Genomic DNA, 21,726 nt, shown 5'->3' with positions numbered 1-21,726 from the left:
CCTCAATGCGCGACCAGCGCGAACGGTTGCGCAGGCGCCGGCCCACCCCGGCATTTGCGTACCTGCCATTGCGTGCCGCCCTGCGCATCGCGCGTGGCTTCCACGCGCAGCGCGGCGGCAGAGGGATTGGCCGCGTGGCGACGGTCGCGCAACGCGAAGCCCAGGCACTCGCCGCTGTCGGCCGCCACCTGCAGCCGGCGCAGCGCAGGCCCGTCGGCGTGCGTGGGCCAGCCCAGCACGGCGGCGCAGGCACCGCTGCGCAGGCATTGCTCGAACGCCCACAACGCATCGCGTGGCGCGGCTTCGACGATCTCCAGCATCGCCAGGTCCACGCCCGCGGCCTGCCAGGCCGGCGCATACGGCACGTAGGGCGGCGCGATCACCGCCACCGCGCTGCCCGCCTGCGTCATCCGCGCCAGCGTGGGCAGCAGCAACGCCAGTTCGCCCACGCCGTCGGCGGGCAGCAGCAGTTCGGTCAGGGCGCGGCGTGGCCAGCCACCTTGCGGCAACAGTGCGTCGAGCGCGGCATGGCCGGTGGGTTCGCCATCGGCGGCGACGGCCGCACTGCGGCCCGCGTGCCACAGCGTGCGCGCGGCCAACAGCGTGTCGAGGGCGACGACGGCGCCCATCTCAGCCGCGACGCACCAGGCCGCAGTACACGCCTTCGATGGCGAAGTCCTGCCCCGGTTGCACGTCGATCGGCGCGTGCGCGGGATTGCGCGGCAGCAGGCGGATGCGCCGGCGTTCGCGTTGCAGGCGCTTGATGGTCAGCTCGCCGTCGATGCGGGCCACGACGGTCTGGCCGTCGCGTGCCTCCGGCGTGCGGTGCACGCCGACCAGATCGCCGTCGACGATGCCGTCGTCGATCATCGAATCGCCCTGCACCTTGAGCAGGTAATCGGGTTGCGGCGAAAACAGCCGGCGGTCGAGCCACAGCTGCTCGTCCAGGCCGATGTCGGCGCCGATCGGCTGGCCGGCGGCCACCCGGCCCAGCACCGGCAACGGCAGCAGATCGGCCATGCCGCCGGGCAGGCGCAGGCCGCGTTTCTGGCCCGGCGCCTGTTCCAGCAGGCCATCGGCGACCAGCGCCTGGACGTGCTTCTGCGCGGCATTGCGGGAGGCGAAACCGAAGGCCCCGGCGATGTCCGCCAGGCTGGGCGCGCGCCCGGCCGCCAGCTCCCGGCGCAGGAAGGCCAGGACGGCGGCACGTTGGGGAGGCAGGTTGACGAAGTTCATGGGTGTACATTTGTACACCCATCCGTCGCGCAAGGCGAGACTGGCGGGGGCGCCGTATATCGGCTAGCGGGCCCCTGCCAACCGCGCGGTCAGGCGGCCTGTTCCTCGGCGCGCTCGACCAGGGTTTCGGCCATCTGGCGCCCGTTGGGCAACGGGTCCAGCACGCCCAGCGACCTCACTGCACGGCACCGGATTCCGCGCCTGGAACTACTCCGATGTCCTTTGCGCTTCAAGTGTTCCGATTACTCATTCGCTATGAATATCGGGATGAGTATGGCTTTCACCGTATTACGAGGGCGCTGGGGGCTGGCTATCACGCTCTTGTTCTGGCTGGCGATGGCGCCTGCCGGCGCACAGAACCTGGTGACCAACGGCTCGATGACTGGCCCGAAGGGGCAGATCATGGTCGTCCCCGGCTGGACTGGGGTGACGGCCACGCCCGACACCAACGATGCGAACGGACCGTTGCAGACCTCGCCGGGCTACATATGGTTTGGTGGCGTCCCGGTCGCCTCGCCCGACGGAGGGACGTGGCAGAACGCATTCTCCACCGAATCCTTCTCGCAGACCGTCACGGGCCTTACCGTGGGCAGGCAGTATGTCTTCAGCTACCACTATGCCTCGCAGGGCATCTATGACCCCACCTGGGGCACCGGCCCCTTTGTGACCCCCGATGTCCCGAACGTCGTTATCACGGGCGCCACGGGTTACGTCAATCCTGGCGCCCCGAGTGCGCTGTTTGCGTGGAATACCTATACCGGCACCCTCACCGCCACCTCGACGTCCATCACCATCCTGATGCGAGGTCCTGTCAACTTCGCCGGTTACATGGCGTATGACGGGGTTGTCTTGCGCGCGGCTGTCAGCGACCTCGCGATCACCAAGACCAGCAACCTGCCCACCGTGATGTCCGGCCAGCCTGTGGAGTTCACGCTATCCGTCACCAACAACGGGCCGTTCGCGGCCAATGGTGCACGGGTGCACGATCCGGCGTTACCAGGTCTGGCGTGCACCGCATTGACGTGCCAAGCGACAGGCGGCGCCGCGTGTACGGCTTCGCCCACGATAGCCAGCCTGCAAGCCTCGCCCGGCCTTGATATACCGGTACTGCCGTCAGGTGGCGGAGTCACCCTGCAGCTCACATGCACCGTAACCGCCAGCCCTTGAGCGTAGCGAATAGCCAGGGAATACGAGCCCGGGCATAGCCGCTGGCCTTGTCTGGGCTATTCGCCGATTCAGGCGGCCTGTTCCTCGGCGCGCTCGACCAGGGTTTCGGCCATCTGGCGCCAGTTGGGCAACTGGTCCAGCACGCCCAGCGACTTCAGGTAGCCCTCGTCCACCGGCTCGTTGCTGGCCAGCGCGCCGGCCACGTGCACGGCACCGGGCACCCAGAAGCTGCGCAGGCTGGAACGCTGCGGCTGGCGGTGGAAGGCGACCGCTTCGACGATCGGCATCGGCAGGCCCCACAGGCCCAGCAGGTAGGCGCCCGCCTCGGTGTGGCCGGGACGGTCGTCGTCCTCGCTCGCCGGGGTATCGCGCTCGTCGCGCACGCCCGGCAGCAGCAGGCCGATGTCGGCCAGCAGCGCCGCGGTGGCGCCGAGTTCGGAGCTGGTGCGCGGCAGGATCTTCGCCGCCAGGCGCGAGGCCAGCAGCGCACGGTTCTGCAGCGCGGCGCGGTCGACGCTGGAGGTGGTCTTCATCGAGAACACCTCGCTGGCCAGCACCAGGTCGCGCAACGTGCCCAGGCCGAGCCGCGTCACGGCGGCGCGCAGGTCGGTGACCGAGCGGCCATTGGAGAAGTAGGCCGAGTTGCACAGCTGCAACACCTTGGCCGCGATGGCCGGGTCGCCCGCCACCAGGGTGGCGATGTCGTTGGCGGTGCCTTCGTCTTCTTCCAGCGCGCGAGTCAGCGCGAAATAGAGATGCGGCGGCGACGGCAGGTGCTCCACGCGGCCGATGGCCCGGCGCAGGCGCGGACTGTCCAGCAGGTCGCGCAGCTCTTCCAGGCTGTGGATCGATTCCAGCACCGTTTCCGACGACAACGGCAGCGGCAGGAAGCGGTGCGCCACGCCGATCAGCTTGATCGGTGCGGACAGGCTGTCGGCGCTACCTTCCAGCAATGCGATGCGGATCGTCTCCGGACGCAGCGTGCGGATCTGGCCCAGCAGCGTCGCCGGCGGCAGGTCCGGCAAGCCGGGGCCGACCATCACCACGTCGACCGGCCCGTTGGCGACCGCGAACATCGCCGATTTGCCGTCGACGACCGTCTCCACGGTCCATTCGTCCCCCATGTCGCCGATGTAGTCGGCCAGGTCGTCAGGCAGGCAGGCGGTATCGCCAACGTACAGAATGCGCAAGGCACGGCCCCTTTTTTCTTGCAGGTTCAATGCGTGCCACGCGGTCGCGGGGCACGGACGGGATGAAATCTAGCAAGGATGTCGGCCGCCCCTGCCGCTTCTTGAACGGCGATGTGGCGGACTGCGCAGCGCTTCACATTCCGCTGTCGGTGGATCCCCGACAGCGCGGCGGTTCAGAACCGCAGCTTCCCCAGCAACTGCGGTCCGCGGTTGTTGAGGTTGAGGTTGCCGTCGAAGCGGGAACGCTCGAAATCGAGGTCCACGTCGTTGTAGTTGTAGCGCAGCGAGAAGCCGAAACGCTCCCACGGGAAGTACTCCAGCTCCACCTGCGCATCCAGCGCATCGCCGGTGACGTTGCCGCTGTTCTTCCGCGTATAGGCCAGCGACGCACCCCAGCGCCAGTGGGCGGACAGCGACTGCGCGTACTCGGCGCGCAGCATCGGCGCCCAGGCGTCTTCCGACAGGTCGTTCGCATAGGCCGCCGGCGTATCGCCGACGGTGGCGGTCGCATCCAGGTCGGCGGCGATGTCGTAGCGTATCGCGCCCAGGCCGATGCCGAAGGCGCGCCTGCCGTCCTGCAGGAACATCCAGGTGTACGACACGCCGGTGATGTCCAGGTCCAGCCGGCCGGTGAACGCCGCATCGACCGGATAGGTGTTGTCGCCGATCTCCAGGTCGCGGTCCAGGAAGCGCACGCTGGCGTCTTCATAGTCGTAGCCGAACGCATCCAGCGTGTGCCGGCGCGCCTCGCCGAAACTCCCGCCGATGCTCCACGCCAGCGCGTCCTGGCGATCGACGAACCCCAGGTCGCGCTGGAAGTTGACGTGCGTGCCGAGCGAACCATCGCTGGCGTCCCATCGCGTGTCCAGGTCGTGATCGGCCCAGTAGCGCCCTGCGCCGATGTAGAAGCGATCGACCGCTGGCAGCAAGTCCTGCGCGGCAGCGGTGGACGATGAGCCTGCGAGGAGCAGGCCGAGGACAACGGGACGGTGCATGGGACGGCTCCTGTGGCAGGGCGGACAGGCAGTGCGTCTTCGTGGATTCCGACGTCGCCAGCATCCGCCCGCCTCCTTGCGGGGTCAAGGCGACGGGCAGGTAAACACGCTTCCTTGCTTCGCGACCTCGACCTCCGGCGCCGACAGGTGCATCAGCAACCGCGCCAGCGTCACCACGTCCTGGAAGTTGTGCAGCAGCACGCGTCGCAGCAGGCCGGCATCGCCACCCCGCAGGTACTGCAACCACGCGCCCGGTGCTTCCGAGCCCGGCAGATCGTCTTCGCGGACGATGCCCAGCGCATGGCGCTCGATGGTGCCCAGGCGACAGTTCTCCCACACGCCGCGATAGCGACGGCGCGTGGGGAACAGCAGGTCGAGGTGTTCGAGGCCGGCCAGCGGCGTACCCTGCCGCGCCAGCCGGTAGCGCGTGGCGAGCAATGGCGCGTCGTAGCAGCGCCCGTTGTAGCTGACCAGCCGCGTGTCTTCCGCCAGCCAGTGCGAGAATTCGCGCAGCATCGCCGGCTCGGCGGACAGGTGCGTGATCAGCAGTTGGCGCACGCGCAAGCCGCCCGGCACGAAATCCGACGCACCCACCATGAAGGCGCGCGTGCCGGTGCCGCCGGACAAGCCGGTGGTTTCGGTATCGAAGAACAGCATGCCGGCGGTCGGCAACCGGCCGGTGCGGGCGAACGTGCCGTCCACGTCCTCCGGCACCGTGTCGAACGGCAGTACGTCTTCGAGCAACAACAACCCCGGCGCGATTTCGGTGCCGGGCAGATGGCGGTCGCGCGCGGGCACAGGCGCCGCGGAACGCGCGTGTTCGCGAATACCCAGCATGCGTCGCAGCGCAGGCAACGGATCCGCGACCGCAACGGTGTCCGGTGTCGCCTTGGCGGATGCATGGCCCGCCTGCCGGCGCAGGCGTTGCAGTGCTTCCAGGCTGATGCTCATGCGGCATCCAGCAAGTGCAGCACGCGCGTGGCGAGTGCGCGCGGCGTGGTGTCGGCGTCTTCGTCGGCCGCCAGCACCGGGCCCACGCAGGCGGGGCATCCGGCCTTGCAGTCGCAACGACCCACCAGGTCCGCCGCACGGCGCACCAGTTCCTGCTGACGTCGCCACAGCGGCTCGCTCAAGCCGATGCCGCCGGGGTAGTTGTCGTACAGATAGACCGTCGGCACGAAGCGCTCGCCCGACACCGGCGACAGCACCTGGCTGTCGGTGCCGCGCAGCTGCCCCCTGCCCTGCGTATCCGGCAGCGCGAACCATGCACCATCGCCATCCCCCACGGCTTTCTGCAGGTCGCGCCCCTCGGCCATCACCGCGACCGTGGCGGCGATGTGCAATGCGTACGCCGCGCCGAGAAAGCCATCCAACGCTTCCTGCCGCGAAGCGAAAGAAGCCTCCAACACCTGCGGCGGCAGCTGCCACCACAGGCTGGTGGTGTGCATTTCCTGGTCCGGCAGGTTCACCGGCCCGTAGCCGATGTTCTCGTGCGTGTAGTAGCGGATCTTCTTGTAGCCGGCCACGCGCCGGACCACATGTACTTCACCGTGGTGGCAGGTGCCCTGCCCCGCGATGCCGCCATCGAAACGCTCCAGCACCTTCAACTTCGTGTAATCGATGGCGTCGGTGTAGTAATCCACGTGGGTGCGGGTGACGTAGGCCTTGCGGCCGTCCCAGTCCAACCGTTCCACCTGGTAAGGGGTGGACTGCACCATGTGGATCGCGCCTTCGTACAGGGTCAGCGGCGCGGCACTGTAATCCACTTCGGCGATGATCACCTGGCGTCCGTCGGTGCGGTCCACCACGACGAAATTGCCGTCCGCCACCGAACGCAGGCTGACCGCGTTGGCCGGATAGCTGTCGGCGATCCACTCGTAGCGGTCGCCCTCGCGATGGACCACGCTGTCCTCGTCCAGCAGGTGCAGGAACGGCGATGGATCGATGGGTCCATACGCCTCGCCCGCGAGGAACGGCAGTTCGAAAGCCGCACAGCGGATGTGGTCGAGCAGGATCATCGGCTGGTCCGGCGCGATGCGTGCGTGTTCCGGCGGGCTGTCGGCGAAGAACTCCGGATGCCGCACGACGTACTGGTCCAGCGGCTGCGAACTGGCCACGAGGATGCCCAGCGACGCCTGTTGGCGACGGCCGGCGCGACCGAAGCGCTGCCAGGTCGCGGCGATGGAGCCCGGATACCCGTTCAGCACCACCGCATCCAGGCTGCCGATGTCCACGCCCAGCTCCAGCGCCGAGGTGGACACGATGCCGTCCACGCGTCCGTCGCGCATCGCGCGTTCGGCCTCGCGGCGCTCGGTGGGCAGATAGCCGCCGCGATAGGCGCGGATGCGCGCCGGCTTGCGCGGATCGTGGTCGAAGACATCCTTCAGGTACTTCGTCAGCACTTCCACCATCGTGCGCGACTGCGCGAACACCAATGTCTTCAGCCCGGCCTTGATCGCCACCCGCGCGATCCGGTTGCTCTGCGACCGCGCCGACGCGCGCAGGCCGAGGTCGGGATTGACCACCGGCGGGTTCCACAGCAGCACGTGCTTGTCGCCGGTGGGCGCACCGGATTCGGTGATCGCCTCGACATCGGCCTCGATCAGCGCCTCGGCGTGCGCCTTCGGATTGCCGATGGTGGCCGAGCACAGGATGAACTGCGGGTCCGCGCCGTAGAACGCGCACACGCGCTTGAGCCGTCGCAGCACGTTGGCGACATGGCTGCCGAACACGCCACGGTAGGTGTGCACCTCGTCGATCACCACGTAGCGCAGGTTCTCGAAGAACTGCGCCCACTTGGTGTGGTGCGGCAGGATGGCCTGGTGCAGCATGTCCGGATTGCTGACCACGATGTCGCCGTGCAGGCGGATCGCCTGGCGCGCATCGCCCGGTGTATCGCCGTCGAAGGTGAAGGCCTTCAGCCCGAGGTCGCCGGCACGGCTGAGGTCGAGCAGTTCCGCCACCTGGTCCTGCGCCAGCGCCTTGGTCGGGAACAGGTACAACGCCTTGCCCTTGCGCGAGAGCGCCGACGCCACCACCGGCATCGTGTAGCACAGCGACTTGCCCGACGCGGTCGGCGTGACGATCGCGAGATGCCTGCCCGCCTGCGCGGCCGTCCACGCTTCGGCCTGGTGCGAATACAGCCGACCGATGCCGCGCGCGCGCAGCGCGGCGGCGAGTGCGGGCGGAAGGTCTTCGGGCAGGTCCGCATACCGCCCTTCACGCCCGGGAATGACGAACCGCCCCGTCACCCGGTCGTGGTACTTGCCGGCCAGGCGCTCAGCCAGCGCGTTGCCGTCGCCGGCTTCCGCAGGCAGCACGGCGGCATCGCGGGCGTAATGGCGGACCAGCGAGGTCTGGGCAGGCATGGCGTCTCTCGTTGCGGGGTGCGCGCCATGAAACGCCGCGCGCGTCTCAATCCCTGAGACTGAGCGGCGACGGGTGGATGAACCGCACCTCAGCTTTGTGATCGGCATTTGAAGGGATTTGTCACCCACGGGTAACGCGCGGCGGGTTACCACGGCATCACCCCCGCCGGAAGCGCCCGCCCATGAACCGACACCTCTATCGCGAGCAGCTCGACACCCTGCGCCAGACGCCGTTCCGTTCGCCCGACCGGGCCGACGACGCGTTCGCCGCCTTCACCGCCCACGATTACGGCCGTCGCCGCCGCCTGCATCCCGATGTGGCCTGGGAAGACGCCTGCCGCGCCTACGCCTTCGCCGCGGCCTCGCACGCGGACCATGGCGGACAGGACCTCGACCTGGATACCGAACTTGAACTCGAAGACCATTGGGAGCGACTGCGTGGAGATGCCGGTCCGGAGTGGCCTGTCGCACGCACGTTGTTGCGCGAAGCGTGGCGATGGCTCGACGAACATGAACCGACACTCGTGAGCATGCACTGACGAACGGTTGGCCGGCAGCCGTGTAGCGATGCGTGTCCCTGTATGCAGGGGCCGACAATAAAACAAGAACCGGCAGATCATGGACCGCGTACCTGTGCGGACGCGGGTGGGAGACGTTGCCACAGGGGGTCGCGCTGTCGGATGCGCGACGGGGACGGGAACGCGGCTGTCATGCCTCGGTAAGCCGTGTTTCATCCAGCGGGTCCATGCTCCGCCAGGCTTTCGCCAGGGAGTGGGACCGTATGTCATGCCTCCATCAACCGATCGCCCCGGCCTGGGCGGACGCGCACGCCCCCTGCGCCGTCATCGACATCCACGCCGAAATGGTCTTCTGGGCCGACACCTACGCCAGCCAGCCGTTCCATCGACACGGCACGCCGTTCCGCCATTACGTGCCCACGCTGAAGTTCGCCTACGACGTCTACCTGCTCTCGCACCGGCAGTCGCTGCACGAACTGTTGCCCTCGCTGCCGGCCCGGTACCACACGGGCACCGTGCGAGGCGTGCGCCTCGACTGGCCGCTCGCGCAGGCCGTCATCGAGCGCGTGTGGGAGCGCCTCAACGCGCCGCTGGAAGACGATCCACCGCTGTTCCCGCCTTCGCCCGCGGCGTTGATGGACGAGCGCGCGATCCTTGCGGCCGCCATGCGCCAGCGCTGAACTTCACGCCGCCGATGCAAAGGTGAACCAGAACGCGCCTGCACGGTTAAACACGGGTTAAAACGCCGTTGATTTCACTTAAGCATCACTCCGACGAACCAACACTCGCCGTGTCAGACCACCACACGACACGGGGATCACCATGGCCAGTCTGCATCACCGCAACGCCCACGCCACCGCGCAGATCGTCGACATCGATGCCGAGCTCGCGTACTGGAAGACGCGCTTGAACGAAGACACCTTCCAGGTGATCGGCGCCACGGTCGGTGATCTGGAGCAGTGCCTGAAGGTGGGCTACGACGCCTACCTGCTGCACCACCAGCGCGAGTTCGACGAGATCGCGCCCGCCCTGCGCGATCGCCTGCAGCGCTACTGCCCCGATACGCCGATCGGCTGGTACCGCGCGCAGCCGATCATGCGCGCGGTCTGGCAGCGGCTGAAGCCCGCCACCGTCGGCCACGTCTAAAGCCGCACGGGTGGGCAGGCCTGTCGCCGGTCAGGCGCGCAGGCCGAGGGCGTGTTCGATCGCGGTGAACAGCGACTGGATCTGCACGGGCTTGCCGACGACCGCCGCGCAGTCGTGGCGATCGTCCTGCATGCCGGGCTCGCGCAGGCGGATCACCGGCCCGTCGAAGCCGGCCTCCTGCAACACCGCCAGCACATCCGCCGCCGACAGCAGCAGGATGTCGTCGTCGAGGATGGCCAGGGCCGGCAGGCCGATGCGGGCGATCTGCTGCAACGCGATGGCGCCGTCGGGTGCCATCATCGGGTCGTAGCCCTGCGCCGCCAGCGCGTTGCCCAGCAGCGACAGCCGCGTGGCATCGCCGTCGACCAGCAGGATCCGCCGGCCTTCGCCATCGTGGAACACCGCCCCTTCCGGCGCACTCCATTCTTGCGATACCGGCGCAGGCAGCCAGAGCTCGAAGCTCGTGCCCTGGCCCAGGCTGCTCTCCACCCGGATGCGGCCCTGCACCGACTCGACGATGCGCTTGCACGACATCAGGCCCAGGCCGGTACCGCTGGTCTTGGTGGTGAAGAACGGCGTGAACAATTGGCTGCGCGTGGCCTCGTCCATGCCACTGCCTTCGTCGGCGACGCGGACCACCACGTGGTCGCGGCCGTCATCATCGGTCGCGCGCCGGGCCGACAGCGTCAGCGCGCCGCCCTGTTCGGCCATCGCCTGGATGCCGTTGAGGCACAGGTTGATCAGGCACTGCTGGAACTCGGTGTAGTTGCCTTCGATCAACAACCCCTCCTCGGGCATCTCGATCGCCAGGCGCACGCGCTTGGACAACGACCCCTGCATCAGCAGTTGGACGGCCTGGAACAGGGCCGCCACCTCGATGCGCTCGCTCGCCTTGCGCGAGCCGCGCACGAAGGACAGCATCGAGTCGGCCATCTCGTGGCCGCGCTTGCCGCTCTCCGAGATCACCGCGCCCAGGCGCAGGATCTTCGGGTCGTTGCTGTAGGTGGCCAGCAGGTCGGGCACGATCAACAGCGGCTGCAGGATGTTGCGCAGGTCGTGGCTGAGCCCGGCCGCCAGCATCGCCAGGCAATCCAACCGTTGCGAGCGCATCAGTTCGCGTTCGGCGTGTTCCCGTTCGCGCTCCAGGCGCGATTCGCGGATGGCGCGCGCCACCGCCGACGGCAGGCGCACGGGCGTGTGCTTGAGCACGTAGTCGCTGGCGCCTTCCTGCAACGCCTTGACCGCCGCTTCTTCGCCGATGGTGCCGGAGAAGAACACGAACGGCAGGCGCGTATCGCGCGACTGCAGGATCTCCAGCGCCTGGTAACCGGAGAACCCCGGCAGCTCCATGTCCGAGATCACGAGGTCGAACGTCTCACTGGCCAACGCCTTGCTCATGCTCGCCGCATCGTCGACGCGCACGAATTCAGCGTCCAGCCCTGCGTCCTGCAACTGCTCGACCAACAACTCGGCATCAAGTTCGGAATCCTCCACCAGAAGGATCCTCACCCGCCCCAGCGGTGTCCCGGTGCGCGGCACGGATCAGCCCTGCGCCGGCGTTTCGTTGATGACGGCCCAGAACGTCCCGAGCGTCTTGACCGCCTGGAAGAACTGGTCGATGTCCACCGGCTTCACCACGTAGGCGTTCACGCCGAGGTCCCAGCTGCGCGCCAGGTCGCTCTCTTCGCGCGAGGACGACAGGATCACCACCGGCAGGTGCCTGAGCTGGTCGTGGTTGCGGATGTTCTTCAGCACTTCAAGGCCGTCCATGCGCGGCATCTTGATGTCCAGCAGCAGCACCGACGGCAGGCCTTCCTCGCGATGGGCGTGCGCGCCGCGGCGCAGCAGGTAGTCCAGCGCTTCCACGCCGTCCTCGACGTGCACGATGGGATTGGCCAGGTTGGCCTCGCGCAGTGCGTCGATCGCCATTTCGGCGTCGGCCAGGCTGTCCTCGGCCAACAGGATGGTGCGGATGGCGCTCATGCGTCTTTCTCTCTGGAAGATGGCGCATCGAGCGCCGCGGGAAGGGTGAAGAAGAAGGTCGCGCCCTGGTCCGGCGCCGATTCGGCCCAGACGCGGCCGCCATGGCGCCCCAGCACGCGGCGCACGCTGGCCAGGCCGATGCCGGTACCGGCGAAATCGCTGGCCTTGTGCAGCCGCTGGAACACGCCGAACAGCTTGCCGGCATACGCCATGTCGAAGCCCGCGCCGTTGTCGCGCACGCTGAAGAGGTGGCTGCCGTCGTCCTGCAGGCGGTGTTCGACTTCAATCAGCGAGCGCTCGCGCTGGCTGCTGTACTTCACCGCGTTGCCCAGCAGGTTGCCCCATACCTGGCGCATCATGTTTTCATCGGCCAGCACGATGGGCATCGGCGAGATCCGCCAGTCCACCCGCTCGGCGCGGCCGTCGCCGGCCTCGTTGGCATCCAGCATGGCGCGCGCCTCGGCCACCAGCGACTGCATGTCCACCGCCTGCAGGCGCAGCGCGCTGCGTCCCAGGCGGGAATACACCAGCAGGTCGTCGATCAGCTGCGACATGCGACGCGCGGAATCGCCGATCACGTCCAGGTAGTGGCGGCTCTTGTCGTCGATGTCCTCGCCCAGGTGCCGGCCCAGCTTGTCCGAGAAACCGGCCACATGGCGCAGCGGTGCACGCAGATCGTGCGACACCGAATAGCTGAACGCCTCCAGCTCCCGGTTCACTTCCGACACCTGCTCCACCTTGCCTTCGAGCTGGCGGTTCAGCGCGGCGATCTCCTGCTGGGCGGTCTTCTGCAGCGACACATCGCTGACGGTCACCAGCACCGCATGGTCGTCGTTGTCCGGCAGCGGCATGCGGCGCGCATTGAGCAGCACCGTGCGGCGCAGGCCATCGGCGGTGTCCTGCTGCAGTTCGTAGTCCCACAGCTCGCGGCCGCGCGCCAGCACGTCGTCCAGGCGCTGGCGCATCACCCGGTCCTGCCAGGCGTCGCCCAATTCGTCCAGGCTGCCGACCTTGTCGCCCTTGCCGATCCCGTACAGCTCGGCGAAGGCCATGTTGTGCATCTGGATGTGCTGGTCGGCATCGAGCAGCACGATCGGCTCGCGCACGGTATCCAGCATCACCAGCGCGCGCTGGCTGGCGCGGGCCGTTTCCTTTTCCGCATTCAACCGTCGCGTCACCTGCCGGCCCAGCGACAGCAACACCAGCGACAACAGCAGCAGCTGTGCGCCCATGGCCACGAGCGCCAGCCACTCCGCCCGCTGGCGCTGCCGTTGCGCGTCGATATTGCGCTGCTCCAGCAACTGCCGTTCGTCGTTCAGGATTTCCGTCAGCAGCGCACGGATCGGGAAACGCGTCGCCAACGGGGCCACGACACTGCCGCGGTAGGCGTCCGGCGCCTCCAGCAGTTGGCCGATCACCTCCACGCGCGCATCGACCAGCTCGCGCAGGCGCCCGACGCGCACCAATTGCTCGGGGTTGTCGGCCGTCAGCCGCGCCAGGGTCTCGAAACGCGCGGGCAGTTCGCGCATGCCGCTCGCCATGCGGTCGCGCGCCAGCGGGTGGTCGGCACCCAGCGCGATCATCATGCCGGACGACTCGATCTCGCGGACGTCCAGCGCCAGCGCCATCACCGCCGCTTCGACTTCGTGGGTATGCGCCACGGCATCGGCGGCATCCAGGTTGGCGCGCGACAGGCGCTGCAGCAGGATCACCGGACCGACCACGATCATCAGGACCACCAGCCCCAACAAAGGCAGGCGCCACTTACCCCACATCATGCGGGCGCGGTCGTCGTTCATGGTCCCCTGGCATCGAATGAACGCGCGGGCCACTCCGACAGTCCCCGCGCGGAAAAGTCAGGGGATGCTAGCGCAGGATCGTGATGTTGGGAATGAAGGCGGGTCGTTCAGCTATGGCGTTCAGGAACGTGGTGCCACGCACACGCGATCGCGGCCTTCCCGCTTCGCTTCGTAGAGCGCCTGGTCCGCGCGCCGCATCTGTTCACGCAGCGATTCGCCCGCCACGTGCTCGGCGATGCCCGCGGAGAGCGTCGCGACGACGCCGTCGTGTTCCTTGCCGAATTCGCCACGCACCCGCTCGGCGAACGCAGTGGCGGACAGCGCGTCGTCGCCTTCCAGCAGCACCGCGAATTCCTCGCCGCCGATACGCGCAGCGCAGCCCTCGTCGCCACCGGTACGCGCACGCATGATCGCGCCGAGCCGCTGCAGCACCGCGTCGCCGCCGTCGTGCCCCAGGCGATCGTTGACGCGCTTGAAGTAGTCGATGTCCAGCACGACCAGCGCGACCGGCATGCCGGCGGCCGCCGCACGCGCATGCAGGGCGTCGGCGCGTTCGCTCCAGCCGTTGCGGTTGAGCAGGCCGGTGAGCGCATCGGTATGCGCCTGCTCCACCAGCCGGCGGCGCATCTGCCACGCCGACACGGCGAAGTCGGTGCGGTAGCCGGCCAGGACCAGGCCGAATCCGATGGTCGTCAGCGTGTACAGCCAGTACAGCGCACTGCCCGTGCCGGGCGCGCCGTGCAACACGATGCGCAACTGCGCCATCACCACGATCAACAGCGCGAACGCCAGCAGCGACACCGGCCGCACCATCAGCGCCATCAGCGCCAGCGGCAGCAGTTGGAACAAACCCGTGCGCAGCGCCAGCTGCCCGGTCGCGCCCGGCAGCGGCATGCTCATGAAGATGCCCGTCAGCAGCGTCGCCACCAGGGTCAGCATCAGGCGCTGCTGCCACTGGGTCAGGCGCGCCACGCCCGCAGCGCACCCCGCCACCACGCCCGCCACCAGCAACTGCAACCAGGCCGGGTAACCGATCGTGGGCGTGGCGCCCGCCAGTTCGAACGCGGCGATGATCGCCAGCAGCACCGCACCGCACAGCAGCACGCCGCTGACGATGGGCCGGGTGGCGCGCAGCTGCGCCTGAGTCAGGTCTTCGCGCTCGGACGCATCGAGACCCCGCGTGGAATCGCGCGCAAGCAGGCCCCGCAAGCTGCGCAGCATGCCGGGCGCCACCACGGGCGAATCGGGATAAGAGCGTGCGCGCATGCGCGACTCCTGGCCAACGTCACCCAGGCGGTGCAACTCCCGTGCCAGCGGGCTCGCGCCCGCCGCAGCAGGGTTTCGACGGCGCCGGCGCCTCATCGGACGCGGCTCCGCGCCGCGTCGGACTGACGCGCTACGTCGTTTTCAGGCTCCCCGTGCCCTTCCCCCATGGCGCGACCTATCCGCCGAAGGCCGCGCGCATGCGCGCTTCGTCGGGCTGCTCGATCACGCCCTTCTCGGTGACGATGGCATCGATCAGCTCGGCCGGGGTGACGTCGAACACGGGATTCCACGCCGCCACGCCCTCGGCCACGATGCGGGTGCCGCCGATGCCCAGCAGTTCGGCCGGGTCGCGTTCTTCGATGTGGATCGCATCGCCGTTCGGCGTGGCCATGTCCACCGTGGACGACGGCGCCACCACCATGAACTTCGCGCCGTGGTGGCGCGCGGCGATCGCCAGTTGATAGGTGCCGATCTTGTTGGCGGTGTCGCCGTTGGCGCAGATGCGGTCCGCGCCCACCACCACCCACTGCACCGCCCCGGTCTTCATCAGGTGCGACGCGGCCGAGTCGGCGATCAGGGTGGCCGGAATACCGTCCTGCTGCAGTTCCCACGCGGTCAGGCGCGCGCCCTGCTGCCACGGCCGGGTTTCGCCGGCGTAGACCTTGCCGATGCGGCCCTGCGCCACGCCGGCGCGGATCACGCCCAACGCGGTGCCGAAACCGGCCGTGGCCAGCGAACCCGTGTTGCAGTGGGTCAGCACGCCGCTGCCGGTCGCGATCAGCGCCGCGCCCAGCTCGCCCATGTGGCGGTTGGCCGCGAGGTCTTCCTCGGCGATGGCCAGGGCTTCCAGCTCCAGCACGCCGCGCCAGTCGCTGCCGGCGGTCTTCAGCGCCGCGCGCATGCGGGCCAGCGCCCAGGCCAGGTTCACCGCGGTGGGACGTGCGGCGTTGAGGCGTTGCAGGGCGGGTTCCAGCTTCTCCGCCGCGTCGGCCGGCGTGGCGGCCAGCACCTCGCGCGAGGCCAGCACCACGCCCCAGGCGGCGGCGATGCCGATCGCCGGTGCGCCGCGCACGGCCAGGTCATGGATGGCGGCGGCGACGTCATCGCTGGTGGTGCAGCTCAGGTACTCCACAACGAACGGGAGCTTGCGCTGGTCCAGCAGTTCCAGGGCGCCGCCGGTCCAGCGGATGGGACGGATGCGGTCGTAGCGGGCGTAGTCGATGGGGTCGGTCATGGGGCCATTGTACCGGCCCCTCCCGCGCCCCCACTCACGCCCGGGGCATCACCAGGTCCGGAAGTCGGCCCGGCAGCCGTCGGTCACCCACACCCCGCGGCCATCCTGGCCCCAGGTACGGCCCTCGATGCAGGCGGCATTGGACAGCTGGCGGACCAACTGCACGCGCCCGCGGCCTTCGATGCCACAGGTCCGCGTGCGGCCCTTCTCGGACTCGCACCGGAAGGTCTGGCCATAGCCGTTGCCATGCCCATTGTCGTAGCCGCCGTTGTTCCAGCCCCCGTTGTTCCAGCCGCCGCCACTCCAGCCGTTGCCGCGACCGTACACCTCGAACTCCGCTCGACAGCCGCGCGACACCCAGATCGCGTTGCGATCCTGGCCCCAGCTGTAGCCCTCGGTGCAGCGCGCCTTGGACAACTGGCGGACCAGGCGCACGTCGCCGCGGCCATTGATGGCACAGGTACGCGAACGCCCGTCGTTCGATTCGCAACGGATGCGCTGGGCGTTGCCCCCGCCACCGCGGCCGCTGGCGAACTCGGCGCGGCAGCCGCGGTCGACCCACACGCCATCCCGCGTGCGGCCCCAGTTGCGGCCTTCCTCGCAGCGCGTCTTGGAGATCTGCCGCACGACCTGCACGCCACCGCGCGTCTCCATGCGGCATTCGCGGTAGCGGTTGTCGGTGGATTCGCAGCGCACGACCTGCCCGTTGCCGTAATAGCGATCGTCGTACTGCGGTGCGGCCTTGACGGCCGCCGTACCGAACAACGCAACCGTGCCCAGCACCAGCGTTGCGATCAGGGAGCGTTCCATGGCGTGCGTCCTCGTGGGTGTTGGAACGCAATCTACGCAGCGATCATGAACGCGCGCCCACGTAATCGTTTGCAGCCGGAAGCGTGCGCGTGGCGTGTTTGGCTGGCTTTCAGGCGCGCGCGAAATCGAAGGCGACCACGTCCGCGATGCGCGGCGTATCGAGCATCGCCATCAACAGCCGGTCCACGCCGAGGGCGACGCCCGCGCACGCCGGCATGCCGTGCGCCAGCGCGGCAAGCAGGCCTTCGTCGGTAGCGGGCGCGGCTTCGCCCCGCGCGGTGCGGGTCGCCACGTCGCGCGCGAAGCGTGCACGCTGCTCCGCCGCATCGGTGAGCTCGTGGTAGCCGTTGGCCAGTTCCAGCGGGCCGAGGTAGAGCTCGAAGCGTTCCGCCACCGGCACGCCGTCGCGCTCCACCACCTTGGCCAGCGCGCACTGGCTGGCCGGGTAGTCGTGCACCACATGGATCTCGTCGCGGCCGAACGTCGGCTGCAGCCGGTGCGTCATCAGCAGGTCCAGCCAGTCGTCCCGGCTCAGGCCATCGCCGTCGATGGCGATGCCGGACGCCGCATTGCGCACCGTGTCCAGATCGGCGGTCATCGGATCGAAGCCCAACCGCTGCCGGTACAGGTCGCGGAAGCTCACGCGCGACACGGTCGCCTCGCGGCCGATCATCGACAACGCCGCCTGCACCAGCGCCACCGTCTCGTCGATCAGCGGTTCCAGCGTCCAGCCCACGCGATACCACTCCAGCATCGTGAACTCCGGGTTGTGCCGCCCGCCCGCCTCGCCATCGCGGAACACCCGCCCCAGTTCGAAGCAATCGCCCACGCCTGCGGCGAGCAGGCGCTTCAGCGGGAACTCCGGCGACGTGCGCAACCAGCGCGTGCGCGACGCGCCGTCCGTGCGACCGGAGAATTCCAGTGCGAACGAGGCGATGTTCGCGTCGGTGTTACCGGCGCGCGACATCATCGGCGTCTCGACCTCCAGCACGTCGCGCGCGAAGAAGAATTCGCGCACCAGCCGGTTGACCCAGGCGCGCAGGCGCAACGCGTCGCGCGAGCCGGACGGTGCCCAATCGAGGCCGGCGACCCCGTCGGTCCAGCCGGGTCCCGGTCGCCAGCGGCTCACGCGCCGCTCCCGTGCTGCGCCAGGAACGCCAGCAACTGCGCCTCGTCCCAGATCTCGATGCCCAGTTCCTGCGCCTTGGCCAGCTTGGAACCGGCGGCTTCGCCCGCCACCACCAGGTGCGTCTTCTTCGACACGCTGCCGGCGACCTTGGCGCCCAGCGCTTCGAGTTTCTCGCCGGCTTCGTCGCGGCTCATCGCGGCAAGACCTCCGGTGAGTACGACGGTCTTGCCATCAAGTGGACCCGTGGTGGTGGCGGCCTCCTCTGGCGTCACCTGCAACAGGTTTTCCAGCGCCGCGCCGCTGCGCGACAGCAGCTGCGCGTTGGCCTCGTCCTCCAGCCAGGCGGCGAAGGCATTGGCGGAATCGCTGGGCAGGCCGGCGGTGACGAAGTTGTGCACCGGCGCATCCAGCAGCGCCTGCACCGACGGGAACGCGGACGCCAGTTGCTCGGCGCGCACGCGGGTGACCTTGGGAATCTCCAGGTCCACCAGCAGCGTCGCCAGGTCCAGCGTCGCGCGCAGCTTGCCGGACGGCGGATGCGTGTCGCCGATGACGACGCCGCGCGCCAGCAGCGCGTCGATGGCCTGCTGGTTGCCGGGCTGGTCGAGGAAGTGGCCCAGCGAGCGCGCCACTTCGCCGCCGATGTCCGGCACGCGTTTGAACAGCGGCCACGGCAGCCGGCGGATCAGCTGCAGGTCGCCGAACCACAGCGCCAGCGCCTTCGCCGTGCTCTCGCCCACATGCTGGATGCCCAGCCCGAACAGGAAGCGCTCCAGCGTGGTCTGGCGGCTGCGGTCGATGGCTTCGATCAGGTTCTCGGCCCACTTCGTCGCGACCTTGCCGGCCTTCACGGTCTCGGGGGTGGTGCCGTCGCGCTCGTCCACGCGGCGTTTCATCTCGAGCAGATCGTCGACGGTCAGCTTGTAGAGGTCGGCCACGTTCTGCACGAAGTCGAGGTCGCTGAGGTCCTCGACGAAGCGCTCGCCCAGGCCCTCGATGTCCATAGCACGGCGCGAGGCGAAATGGATGATCGATTCCTTGCGCTGCGCCGGGCAGGTCAGCTCGCCGCTGCAGCGCCATACCGCCTCGCCTTCCTCGCGGACGATCTCCGAGCCGCACACGGGGCAGCGCGTCGGCATCTGCCACGACACGGTGCCGGCCGGGCGACGTTCCGGCACCACGCCGACCACTTCCGGGATCACGTCGCCGGCGCGGCGCACGATCACCGTGTCGCCGTTGCGCACGTCCAGGCGCGCGACCTGGTCGCCGTTGTGCAGGGTGGCGCGGGTGACGGTCACGCCACCGACATGCACCGGCTGCATCAGCGCCCACGGCGTCACCGCGCCGGTGCGGCCGACGTTGACCTCGATCGATTCCAGCACCGTCATCTGTTCCTGTGCCGGGAACTTGTGCGCGATCGCCCAGCGCGGCGCGCGCGAGACGAAGCCCATCTCGCGCTGGCCTTCCCCGTCGTCCAGCTTGTAGACCACGCCGTCGATGTCGAACGGCAGGCCGTCGCGCGCCTCGCCGATGCGCTGGTAGTAACCGAGCAGGCCGTCCACCCCTTCCACCACGTCACTCAGGCTGCTGACCGGGAACCCCCAGCCGCGCAGTTGCTTCAGCGTGGCGGAGTGAGAGTCCGGCAGTTCGCCGCCCTCGACCAGGCCGGTGCCGTAGGCGAAGAACGCCAGCGGCCGCTGCGCGGTGATGCGCGGGTCGAGCTGGCGCAGCGAACCGGCCGCGCCGTTGCGCGGATTGGCCAGCACCTTGCCGCCGTGCTTGCGCGCGTGTTCGTTGTACTTCTCGAAGTCCGCGCGCGGCATGTAGACCTCGCCGCGCACTTCCAGCACGGCGGGCCAGCCGGTGCCGCGCAGGGTCAGCGAGTCATCCTCATTTTTTCCGCTGCGCAAGCGCAGCGGAATGGCCTTGATGGTGCGCAGGTTGAGGGTGACGTCCTCGCCGGTGGCGCCGTCGCCGCGCGTCGCGCCCTGCACGAACACGCCGTTCTCGTAGCGCAGGCTGATGGCCAGGCCGTCGAGCTTGGGTTCGGCCGAGAAACGCAGCGCCGGGCGCTTGAGCCTGTCGGCGATGCGGCGGACGAAGTCCTGCACTTCCTCGTCGCTGAAGGCGTTGCCCAGCGACAGCATCGGGATGGCATGGCGCACCTCGGCGAACTTGCCGGCCGGCGCGTTGCCCACGCGCTGGGTGGGCGAATCGGCGGTGACCAGCTCGGGGTGTGCGGCTTCCAGTGCGTCCAACTCCCGCAGCAGGCGGTCGTACTCGGCGTCCGGGATGCTGGGCTCATCGAGCACGTGGTAGCGGTAGTTGGCGTCCTCCAGCTGGCGGCGGAGGTCGGCGATGCGGGCAGCGGGGGTCGGCGTCATATTGTGAATTCTAAAGCCGCGGGCCGTGGCGGGAGGTGCAGGCGCGGCGGGTCGAGGGCCGTCCCTGCCCTCCGACGCATCGCGTGCCTTCAGCCGTCGGACCGTCCGCAAGGCTCGGAGGGTCGTCGATGGGGCTTGGAGCGCCATCTTCGGGCAGATAGGTGAGAAATCCTGCGTCAGGGATACCGCGATGACGGTCTGTCAGTCGTGGAACAGCTACAGCACGTCCTCATCCAGGTCGCGCAGGACCTCGGGCAGCGCGGGCGTCACTTTCACCGGACGGCGTTCGCGCACGCTGACGTCCTCATCCAGCGGGCCGCGGTACTGGTGCAGCAGCAGGCCCAGTTCACGCACATGGCCGGACTGCAGCACGTCCTTGATGAAGGCCACCCATGTGGCCATCGCCTCGTCGACGCGCCGCGCCTCCGCCTCGGCATCCGCGTCCGCGTGCTCCCGCTTCTGGCCCAGCGCCCGCGCCACCTTGGTCGGACTCCAGCCCTTGAGCGCCAGCCGGCGCGCTTTCTCGTCCCAGTCGGTCGTCTGCGACGAACGTCCACGACCCAGCGGTCCGCCACAATCGCATTCGCCGAGCGTCGTCAGGAAATAGGACTCACCCGCCACCAGGTGCTGCTGGACCGACGGGCTGGCCAGGGGACGGAGCTGCCGGCCATGCGCACGCGCGATCGCATCCAGCGCAGCGATCGGCGCGGTGGCGGGCAGCGTGGCGGTGACGAAGCGGCACATGCGCGCAGTCTAGCGGAGCCGTCTCACGGCATGCCCGCGCCCACCGTCATCCGTACCGGGATGCCGGCCGGATCGAACCCGTCCAGGCAGTAGACGTTGATGCCGTAGTAGTCCGGGGTGACGCGCTTGCGGTGAAATGGGTAGATGCCGCATAGCCTGCAGAAATGGTGGTGCGCGGTGTGCGTGTGGAACTGGTAGTCGGCGAGTGCGTCGGCGCCGGCCAGCAGGCGGAAGGCGCGCTCGTGCACCTTCACCATCAGCGCGTTCTTCTTGCGGCAGATCGAGCAGTCGCATTGCGTCAGCTCGGGAAAGTCGGTGTCGATCTCGAACCGGACCGCGCCGCAGTGGCAGCTGCCGGTCCAGGTCTGCAAGGGGCGGCTCATGATGTCCCCGCGTTGACAGGCAGGAATCGCGTCACCTTCTGCTTCAACAATTGAATGAGCACGGGGTCCATGAAGTCGTAGTCGTCGGGGATGTCGAGGCAGATCACCCGCTTGCCGTTGAGATGCGCGCGGAACCGCTTCGCCAGACGGTTGCGATGGGCCTTCTCCATCACGAAGACCAGGTCCGCCCAGGCCAGCACCTCGGGCGACACCGGCGTGCCGGCTTCGTGGCCCAGCCCGGCCGACGCGGTCTCGATACCCGGCCAATCGGCGAACACCTGCTCCGCCGTCGGGCTGCGCAGGCGGTTCTGGGTACAGATGAAAAGGACGTTGCGGGGCATGGCACGCAGTGTGCGGGATCGCGAGGGGGTGGG

Annotated in this window: 20 protein-coding genes and 1 pseudogene; 4 read left to right on the top strand and 17 right to left on the bottom strand. The window is 68.8% G+C overall.

Annotated elements, in window-relative coordinates:
* Nucleotides 1–2: 2 nt before the first annotated feature.
* On the bottom strand, nt 3–629 hold the full coding sequence (imuA, locus tag ASD72_RS16555; protein ID WP_056881029.1) for a translesion DNA synthesis-associated protein ImuA: 627 nt from the start codon (nt 627–629) through the stop codon (nt 3–5).
* 1 nt (nt 630) lies between these two features.
* Nucleotides 631–1,236 carry a transcriptional repressor LexA gene (gene lexA / locus ASD72_RS16550; RefSeq protein ID WP_056881028.1) on the bottom strand — a complete coding sequence of 202 codons (606 nt, stop codon included), beginning with the start codon at nt 1,234–1,236 and terminating at the stop codon, nt 631–633.
* A gap of 267 nt (nt 1,237–1,503) precedes the next feature.
* Here lexA and ASD72_RS16545 point away from each other — a divergent pair, with 267 nt between their 5' ends.
* Complete coding sequence (locus ASD72_RS16545) at nt 1,504–2,403, top strand: DUF11 domain-containing protein (RefSeq protein WP_162250401.1); 900 nt, start codon at nt 1,504–1,506, stop codon at nt 2,401–2,403.
* 68 nt (nt 2,404–2,471) lie between these two features.
* On the opposite strand, the gene ASD72_RS16540 is transcribed toward ASD72_RS16545, so the two are convergent.
* The 4 genes and pseudogenes from ASD72_RS16540 to ASD72_RS16525 all read right to left on the bottom strand — a co-directional run bounded on the left by ASD72_RS16540 (nt 2,472) and on the right by ASD72_RS16525 (nt 7,956).
* The gene (locus tag ASD72_RS16540; RefSeq protein ID WP_056881026.1) at nt 2,472–3,593 is read right to left on the bottom strand and encodes an HDOD domain-containing protein; all 1,122 of its coding nucleotides are present in this window, start codon (nt 3,591–3,593) and stop codon (nt 2,472–2,474) included.
* 173 nt (nt 3,594–3,766) lie between these two features.
* Complete coding sequence (locus tag ASD72_RS16535; protein WP_155944704.1) at nt 3,767–4,588, bottom strand: hypothetical protein; 822 nt, start codon at nt 4,586–4,588, stop codon at nt 3,767–3,769.
* An 84-nt stretch (nt 4,589–4,672) separates the two neighbouring features.
* A pseudogene (locus tag ASD72_RS16530) lies at nt 4,673–5,434 on the bottom strand (ribonuclease H-like domain-containing protein); the annotation flags it as partial.
* A gap of 101 nt (nt 5,435–5,535) precedes the next feature.
* Entirely contained in the window at nt 5,536–7,956 is a 2,421-nt protein-coding gene (locus tag ASD72_RS16525) for a DEAD/DEAH box helicase (protein ID WP_081420399.1), read from the bottom strand.
* Between the two features lie 182 nt (nt 7,957–8,138).
* Here ASD72_RS16525 and ASD72_RS16520 point away from each other — a divergent pair, with 182 nt between their 5' ends.
* From ASD72_RS16520 to ASD72_RS16510, 3 genes are all read left to right on the top strand, one after another.
* Nucleotides 8,139–8,495 carry a hypothetical protein gene (locus tag ASD72_RS16520; RefSeq protein WP_056881023.1) on the top strand — a complete coding sequence of 119 codons (357 nt, stop codon included), beginning with the start codon at nt 8,139–8,141 and terminating at the stop codon, nt 8,493–8,495.
* 242 nt (nt 8,496–8,737) lie between these two features.
* Complete coding sequence (locus ASD72_RS16515; RefSeq protein WP_056881022.1) at nt 8,738–9,154, top strand: hypothetical protein; 417 nt, start codon at nt 8,738–8,740, stop codon at nt 9,152–9,154.
* 142 nt (nt 9,155–9,296) lie between these two features.
* Nucleotides 9,297–9,620, top strand: coding sequence for a hypothetical protein (locus ASD72_RS16510; protein ID WP_056881021.1), 324 nt, complete (start codon nt 9,297–9,299; stop codon nt 9,618–9,620).
* Nucleotides 9,621–9,650: 30 nt separating this feature from the next.
* On the opposite strand, the gene ASD72_RS16505 is transcribed toward ASD72_RS16510, so the two are convergent.
* The 11 genes from ASD72_RS16505 to ASD72_RS16455 all read right to left on the bottom strand — a co-directional run bounded on the left by ASD72_RS16505 (nt 9,651) and on the right by ASD72_RS16455 (nt 21,693).
* Complete coding sequence (locus tag ASD72_RS16505; protein ID WP_056881020.1) at nt 9,651–11,159, bottom strand: ATP-binding protein; 1,509 nt, start codon at nt 11,157–11,159, stop codon at nt 9,651–9,653.
* Between the two features lie 3 nt (nt 11,160–11,162).
* Nucleotides 11,163–11,603 carry a response regulator gene (locus ASD72_RS16500; protein WP_056881019.1) on the bottom strand — a complete coding sequence of 147 codons (441 nt, stop codon included), beginning with the start codon at nt 11,601–11,603 and terminating at the stop codon, nt 11,163–11,165.
* Nucleotides 11,600–13,402, bottom strand: coding sequence for an ATP-binding protein (locus tag ASD72_RS16495; RefSeq protein WP_056881018.1), 1,803 nt, complete (start codon nt 13,400–13,402; stop codon nt 11,600–11,602). Before ASD72_RS16495 ends, ASD72_RS16500 begins: the two co-directional genes overlap by 4 nt.
* Before the next feature lie 120 nt (nt 13,403–13,522).
* The gene (locus tag ASD72_RS16490) at nt 13,523–14,668 is read right to left on the bottom strand and encodes a GGDEF domain-containing protein (RefSeq protein ID WP_056881017.1); all 1,146 of its coding nucleotides are present in this window, start codon (nt 14,666–14,668) and stop codon (nt 13,523–13,525) included.
* A 175-nt stretch (nt 14,669–14,843) separates the two neighbouring features.
* On the bottom strand, nt 14,844–15,902 hold the full coding sequence (gene mtnA / locus ASD72_RS16485; protein ID WP_056881016.1) for an S-methyl-5-thioribose-1-phosphate isomerase: 1,059 nt from the start codon (nt 15,900–15,902) through the stop codon (nt 14,844–14,846).
* A 48-nt stretch (nt 15,903–15,950) separates the two neighbouring features.
* On the bottom strand, nt 15,951–16,712 hold the full coding sequence (locus ASD72_RS16480; protein ID WP_056881015.1) for a DUF3011 domain-containing protein: 762 nt from the start codon (nt 16,710–16,712) through the stop codon (nt 15,951–15,953).
* Nucleotides 16,713–16,821: 109 nt separating this feature from the next.
* Nucleotides 16,822–17,841 carry an EF-P lysine aminoacylase EpmA gene (gene epmA / locus ASD72_RS16475; RefSeq protein WP_081420398.1) on the bottom strand — a complete coding sequence of 340 codons (1,020 nt, stop codon included), beginning with the start codon at nt 17,839–17,841 and terminating at the stop codon, nt 16,822–16,824.
* Nucleotides 17,838–20,225: an NAD-dependent DNA ligase LigA gene (gene ligA, locus ASD72_RS16470; RefSeq protein WP_056881014.1), complete on the bottom strand. Its 2,388-nt coding sequence runs from the start codon at nt 20,223–20,225 to the stop codon at nt 17,838–17,840. Before ligA ends, epmA begins: the two co-directional genes overlap by 4 nt.
* Before the next feature lie 216 nt (nt 20,226–20,441).
* Nucleotides 20,442–20,969, bottom strand: coding sequence for a hypothetical protein (locus tag ASD72_RS16465; RefSeq protein ID WP_056881013.1), 528 nt, complete (start codon nt 20,967–20,969; stop codon nt 20,442–20,444).
* A gap of 23 nt (nt 20,970–20,992) precedes the next feature.
* Nucleotides 20,993–21,352, bottom strand: a complete 360-nt coding sequence (locus ASD72_RS16460; RefSeq protein WP_200948916.1) for a GFA family protein — start codon at nt 21,350–21,352, stop codon at nt 20,993–20,995.
* A complete protein-coding gene (locus ASD72_RS16455; protein WP_056881012.1) occupies nt 21,349–21,693 on the bottom strand; it encodes a low molecular weight protein tyrosine phosphatase family protein in 345 nt (114 codons plus the stop codon). The genes ASD72_RS16460 and ASD72_RS16455 overlap by 4 nt, the downstream gene beginning before the upstream one ends.
* Nucleotides 21,694–21,726 lie beyond the last annotated feature (33 nt).

It is taken from the genome of Pseudoxanthomonas sp. Root630, assembly GCF_001427585.1.
Classification (GTDB): Bacteria; Pseudomonadota; Gammaproteobacteria; order Xanthomonadales; family Xanthomonadaceae; genus Pseudoxanthomonas_A.
Note: the sequence above shows the minus strand (reverse complement) of the source record. Positions and strands in the feature narration are given on the sequence as shown.

Excerpts from the sequence above, each read along its gene's own strand:
- ASD72_RS16490 (WP_056881017.1), bottom strand. The coding sequence starts at position 14,668 with ATGCGCGCACGCTCTTATCCCGATTCGCCCGTGGTGGCGCCCGGCATG.
- ASD72_RS16495 (WP_056881018.1), bottom strand. The coding sequence starts at position 13,402 with ATGAACGACGACCGCGCCCGCATGATGTGGGGTAAGTGGCGCCTGCCT.
- ASD72_RS16455 (WP_056881012.1), bottom strand. The coding sequence starts at position 21,693 with ATGCCCCGCAACGTCCTTTTCATCTGTACCCAGAACCGCCTGCGCAGC.
- mtnA (WP_056881016.1), bottom strand. The coding sequence starts at position 15,902 with ATGACCGACCCCATCGACTACGCCCGCTACGACCGCATCCGTCCCATC.
- ASD72_RS16510 (WP_056881021.1), top strand. The coding sequence starts at position 9,297 with ATGGCCAGTCTGCATCACCGCAACGCCCACGCCACCGCGCAGATCGTC.
- ASD72_RS16545 (WP_162250401.1), top strand. The coding sequence starts at position 1,504 with ATGAGTATGGCTTTCACCGTATTACGAGGGCGCTGGGGGCTGGCTATC.
- ASD72_RS16500 (WP_056881019.1), bottom strand. The coding sequence starts at position 11,603 with ATGAGCGCCATCCGCACCATCCTGTTGGCCGAGGACAGCCTGGCCGAC.
- ASD72_RS16525 (WP_081420399.1), bottom strand. The coding sequence starts at position 7,956 with ATGCCTGCCCAGACCTCGCTGGTCCGCCATTACGCCCGCGATGCCGCC.
- ASD72_RS16480 (WP_056881015.1), bottom strand. The coding sequence starts at position 16,712 with ATGGAACGCTCCCTGATCGCAACGCTGGTGCTGGGCACGGTTGCGTTG.
- ASD72_RS16460 (WP_200948916.1), bottom strand. The coding sequence starts at position 21,352 with ATGAGCCGCCCCTTGCAGACCTGGACCGGCAGCTGCCACTGCGGCGCG.
- ASD72_RS16535 (WP_155944704.1), bottom strand. The coding sequence starts at position 4,588 with ATGCACCGTCCCGTTGTCCTCGGCCTGCTCCTCGCAGGCTCATCGTCC.
- ligA (WP_056881014.1), bottom strand. The coding sequence starts at position 20,225 with ATGACGCCGACCCCCGCTGCCCGCATCGCCGACCTCCGCCGCCAGCTG.
- ASD72_RS16520 (WP_056881023.1), top strand. The coding sequence starts at position 8,139 with ATGAACCGACACCTCTATCGCGAGCAGCTCGACACCCTGCGCCAGACG.
- imuA (WP_056881029.1), bottom strand. The coding sequence starts at position 629 with ATGGGCGCCGTCGTCGCCCTCGACACGCTGTTGGCCGCGCGCACGCTG.
- ASD72_RS16515 (WP_056881022.1), top strand. The coding sequence starts at position 8,738 with ATGTCATGCCTCCATCAACCGATCGCCCCGGCCTGGGCGGACGCGCAC.
- lexA (WP_056881028.1), bottom strand. The coding sequence starts at position 1,236 with ATGAACTTCGTCAACCTGCCTCCCCAACGTGCCGCCGTCCTGGCCTTC.
- ASD72_RS16465 (WP_056881013.1), bottom strand. The coding sequence starts at position 20,969 with ATGTGCCGCTTCGTCACCGCCACGCTGCCCGCCACCGCGCCGATCGCT.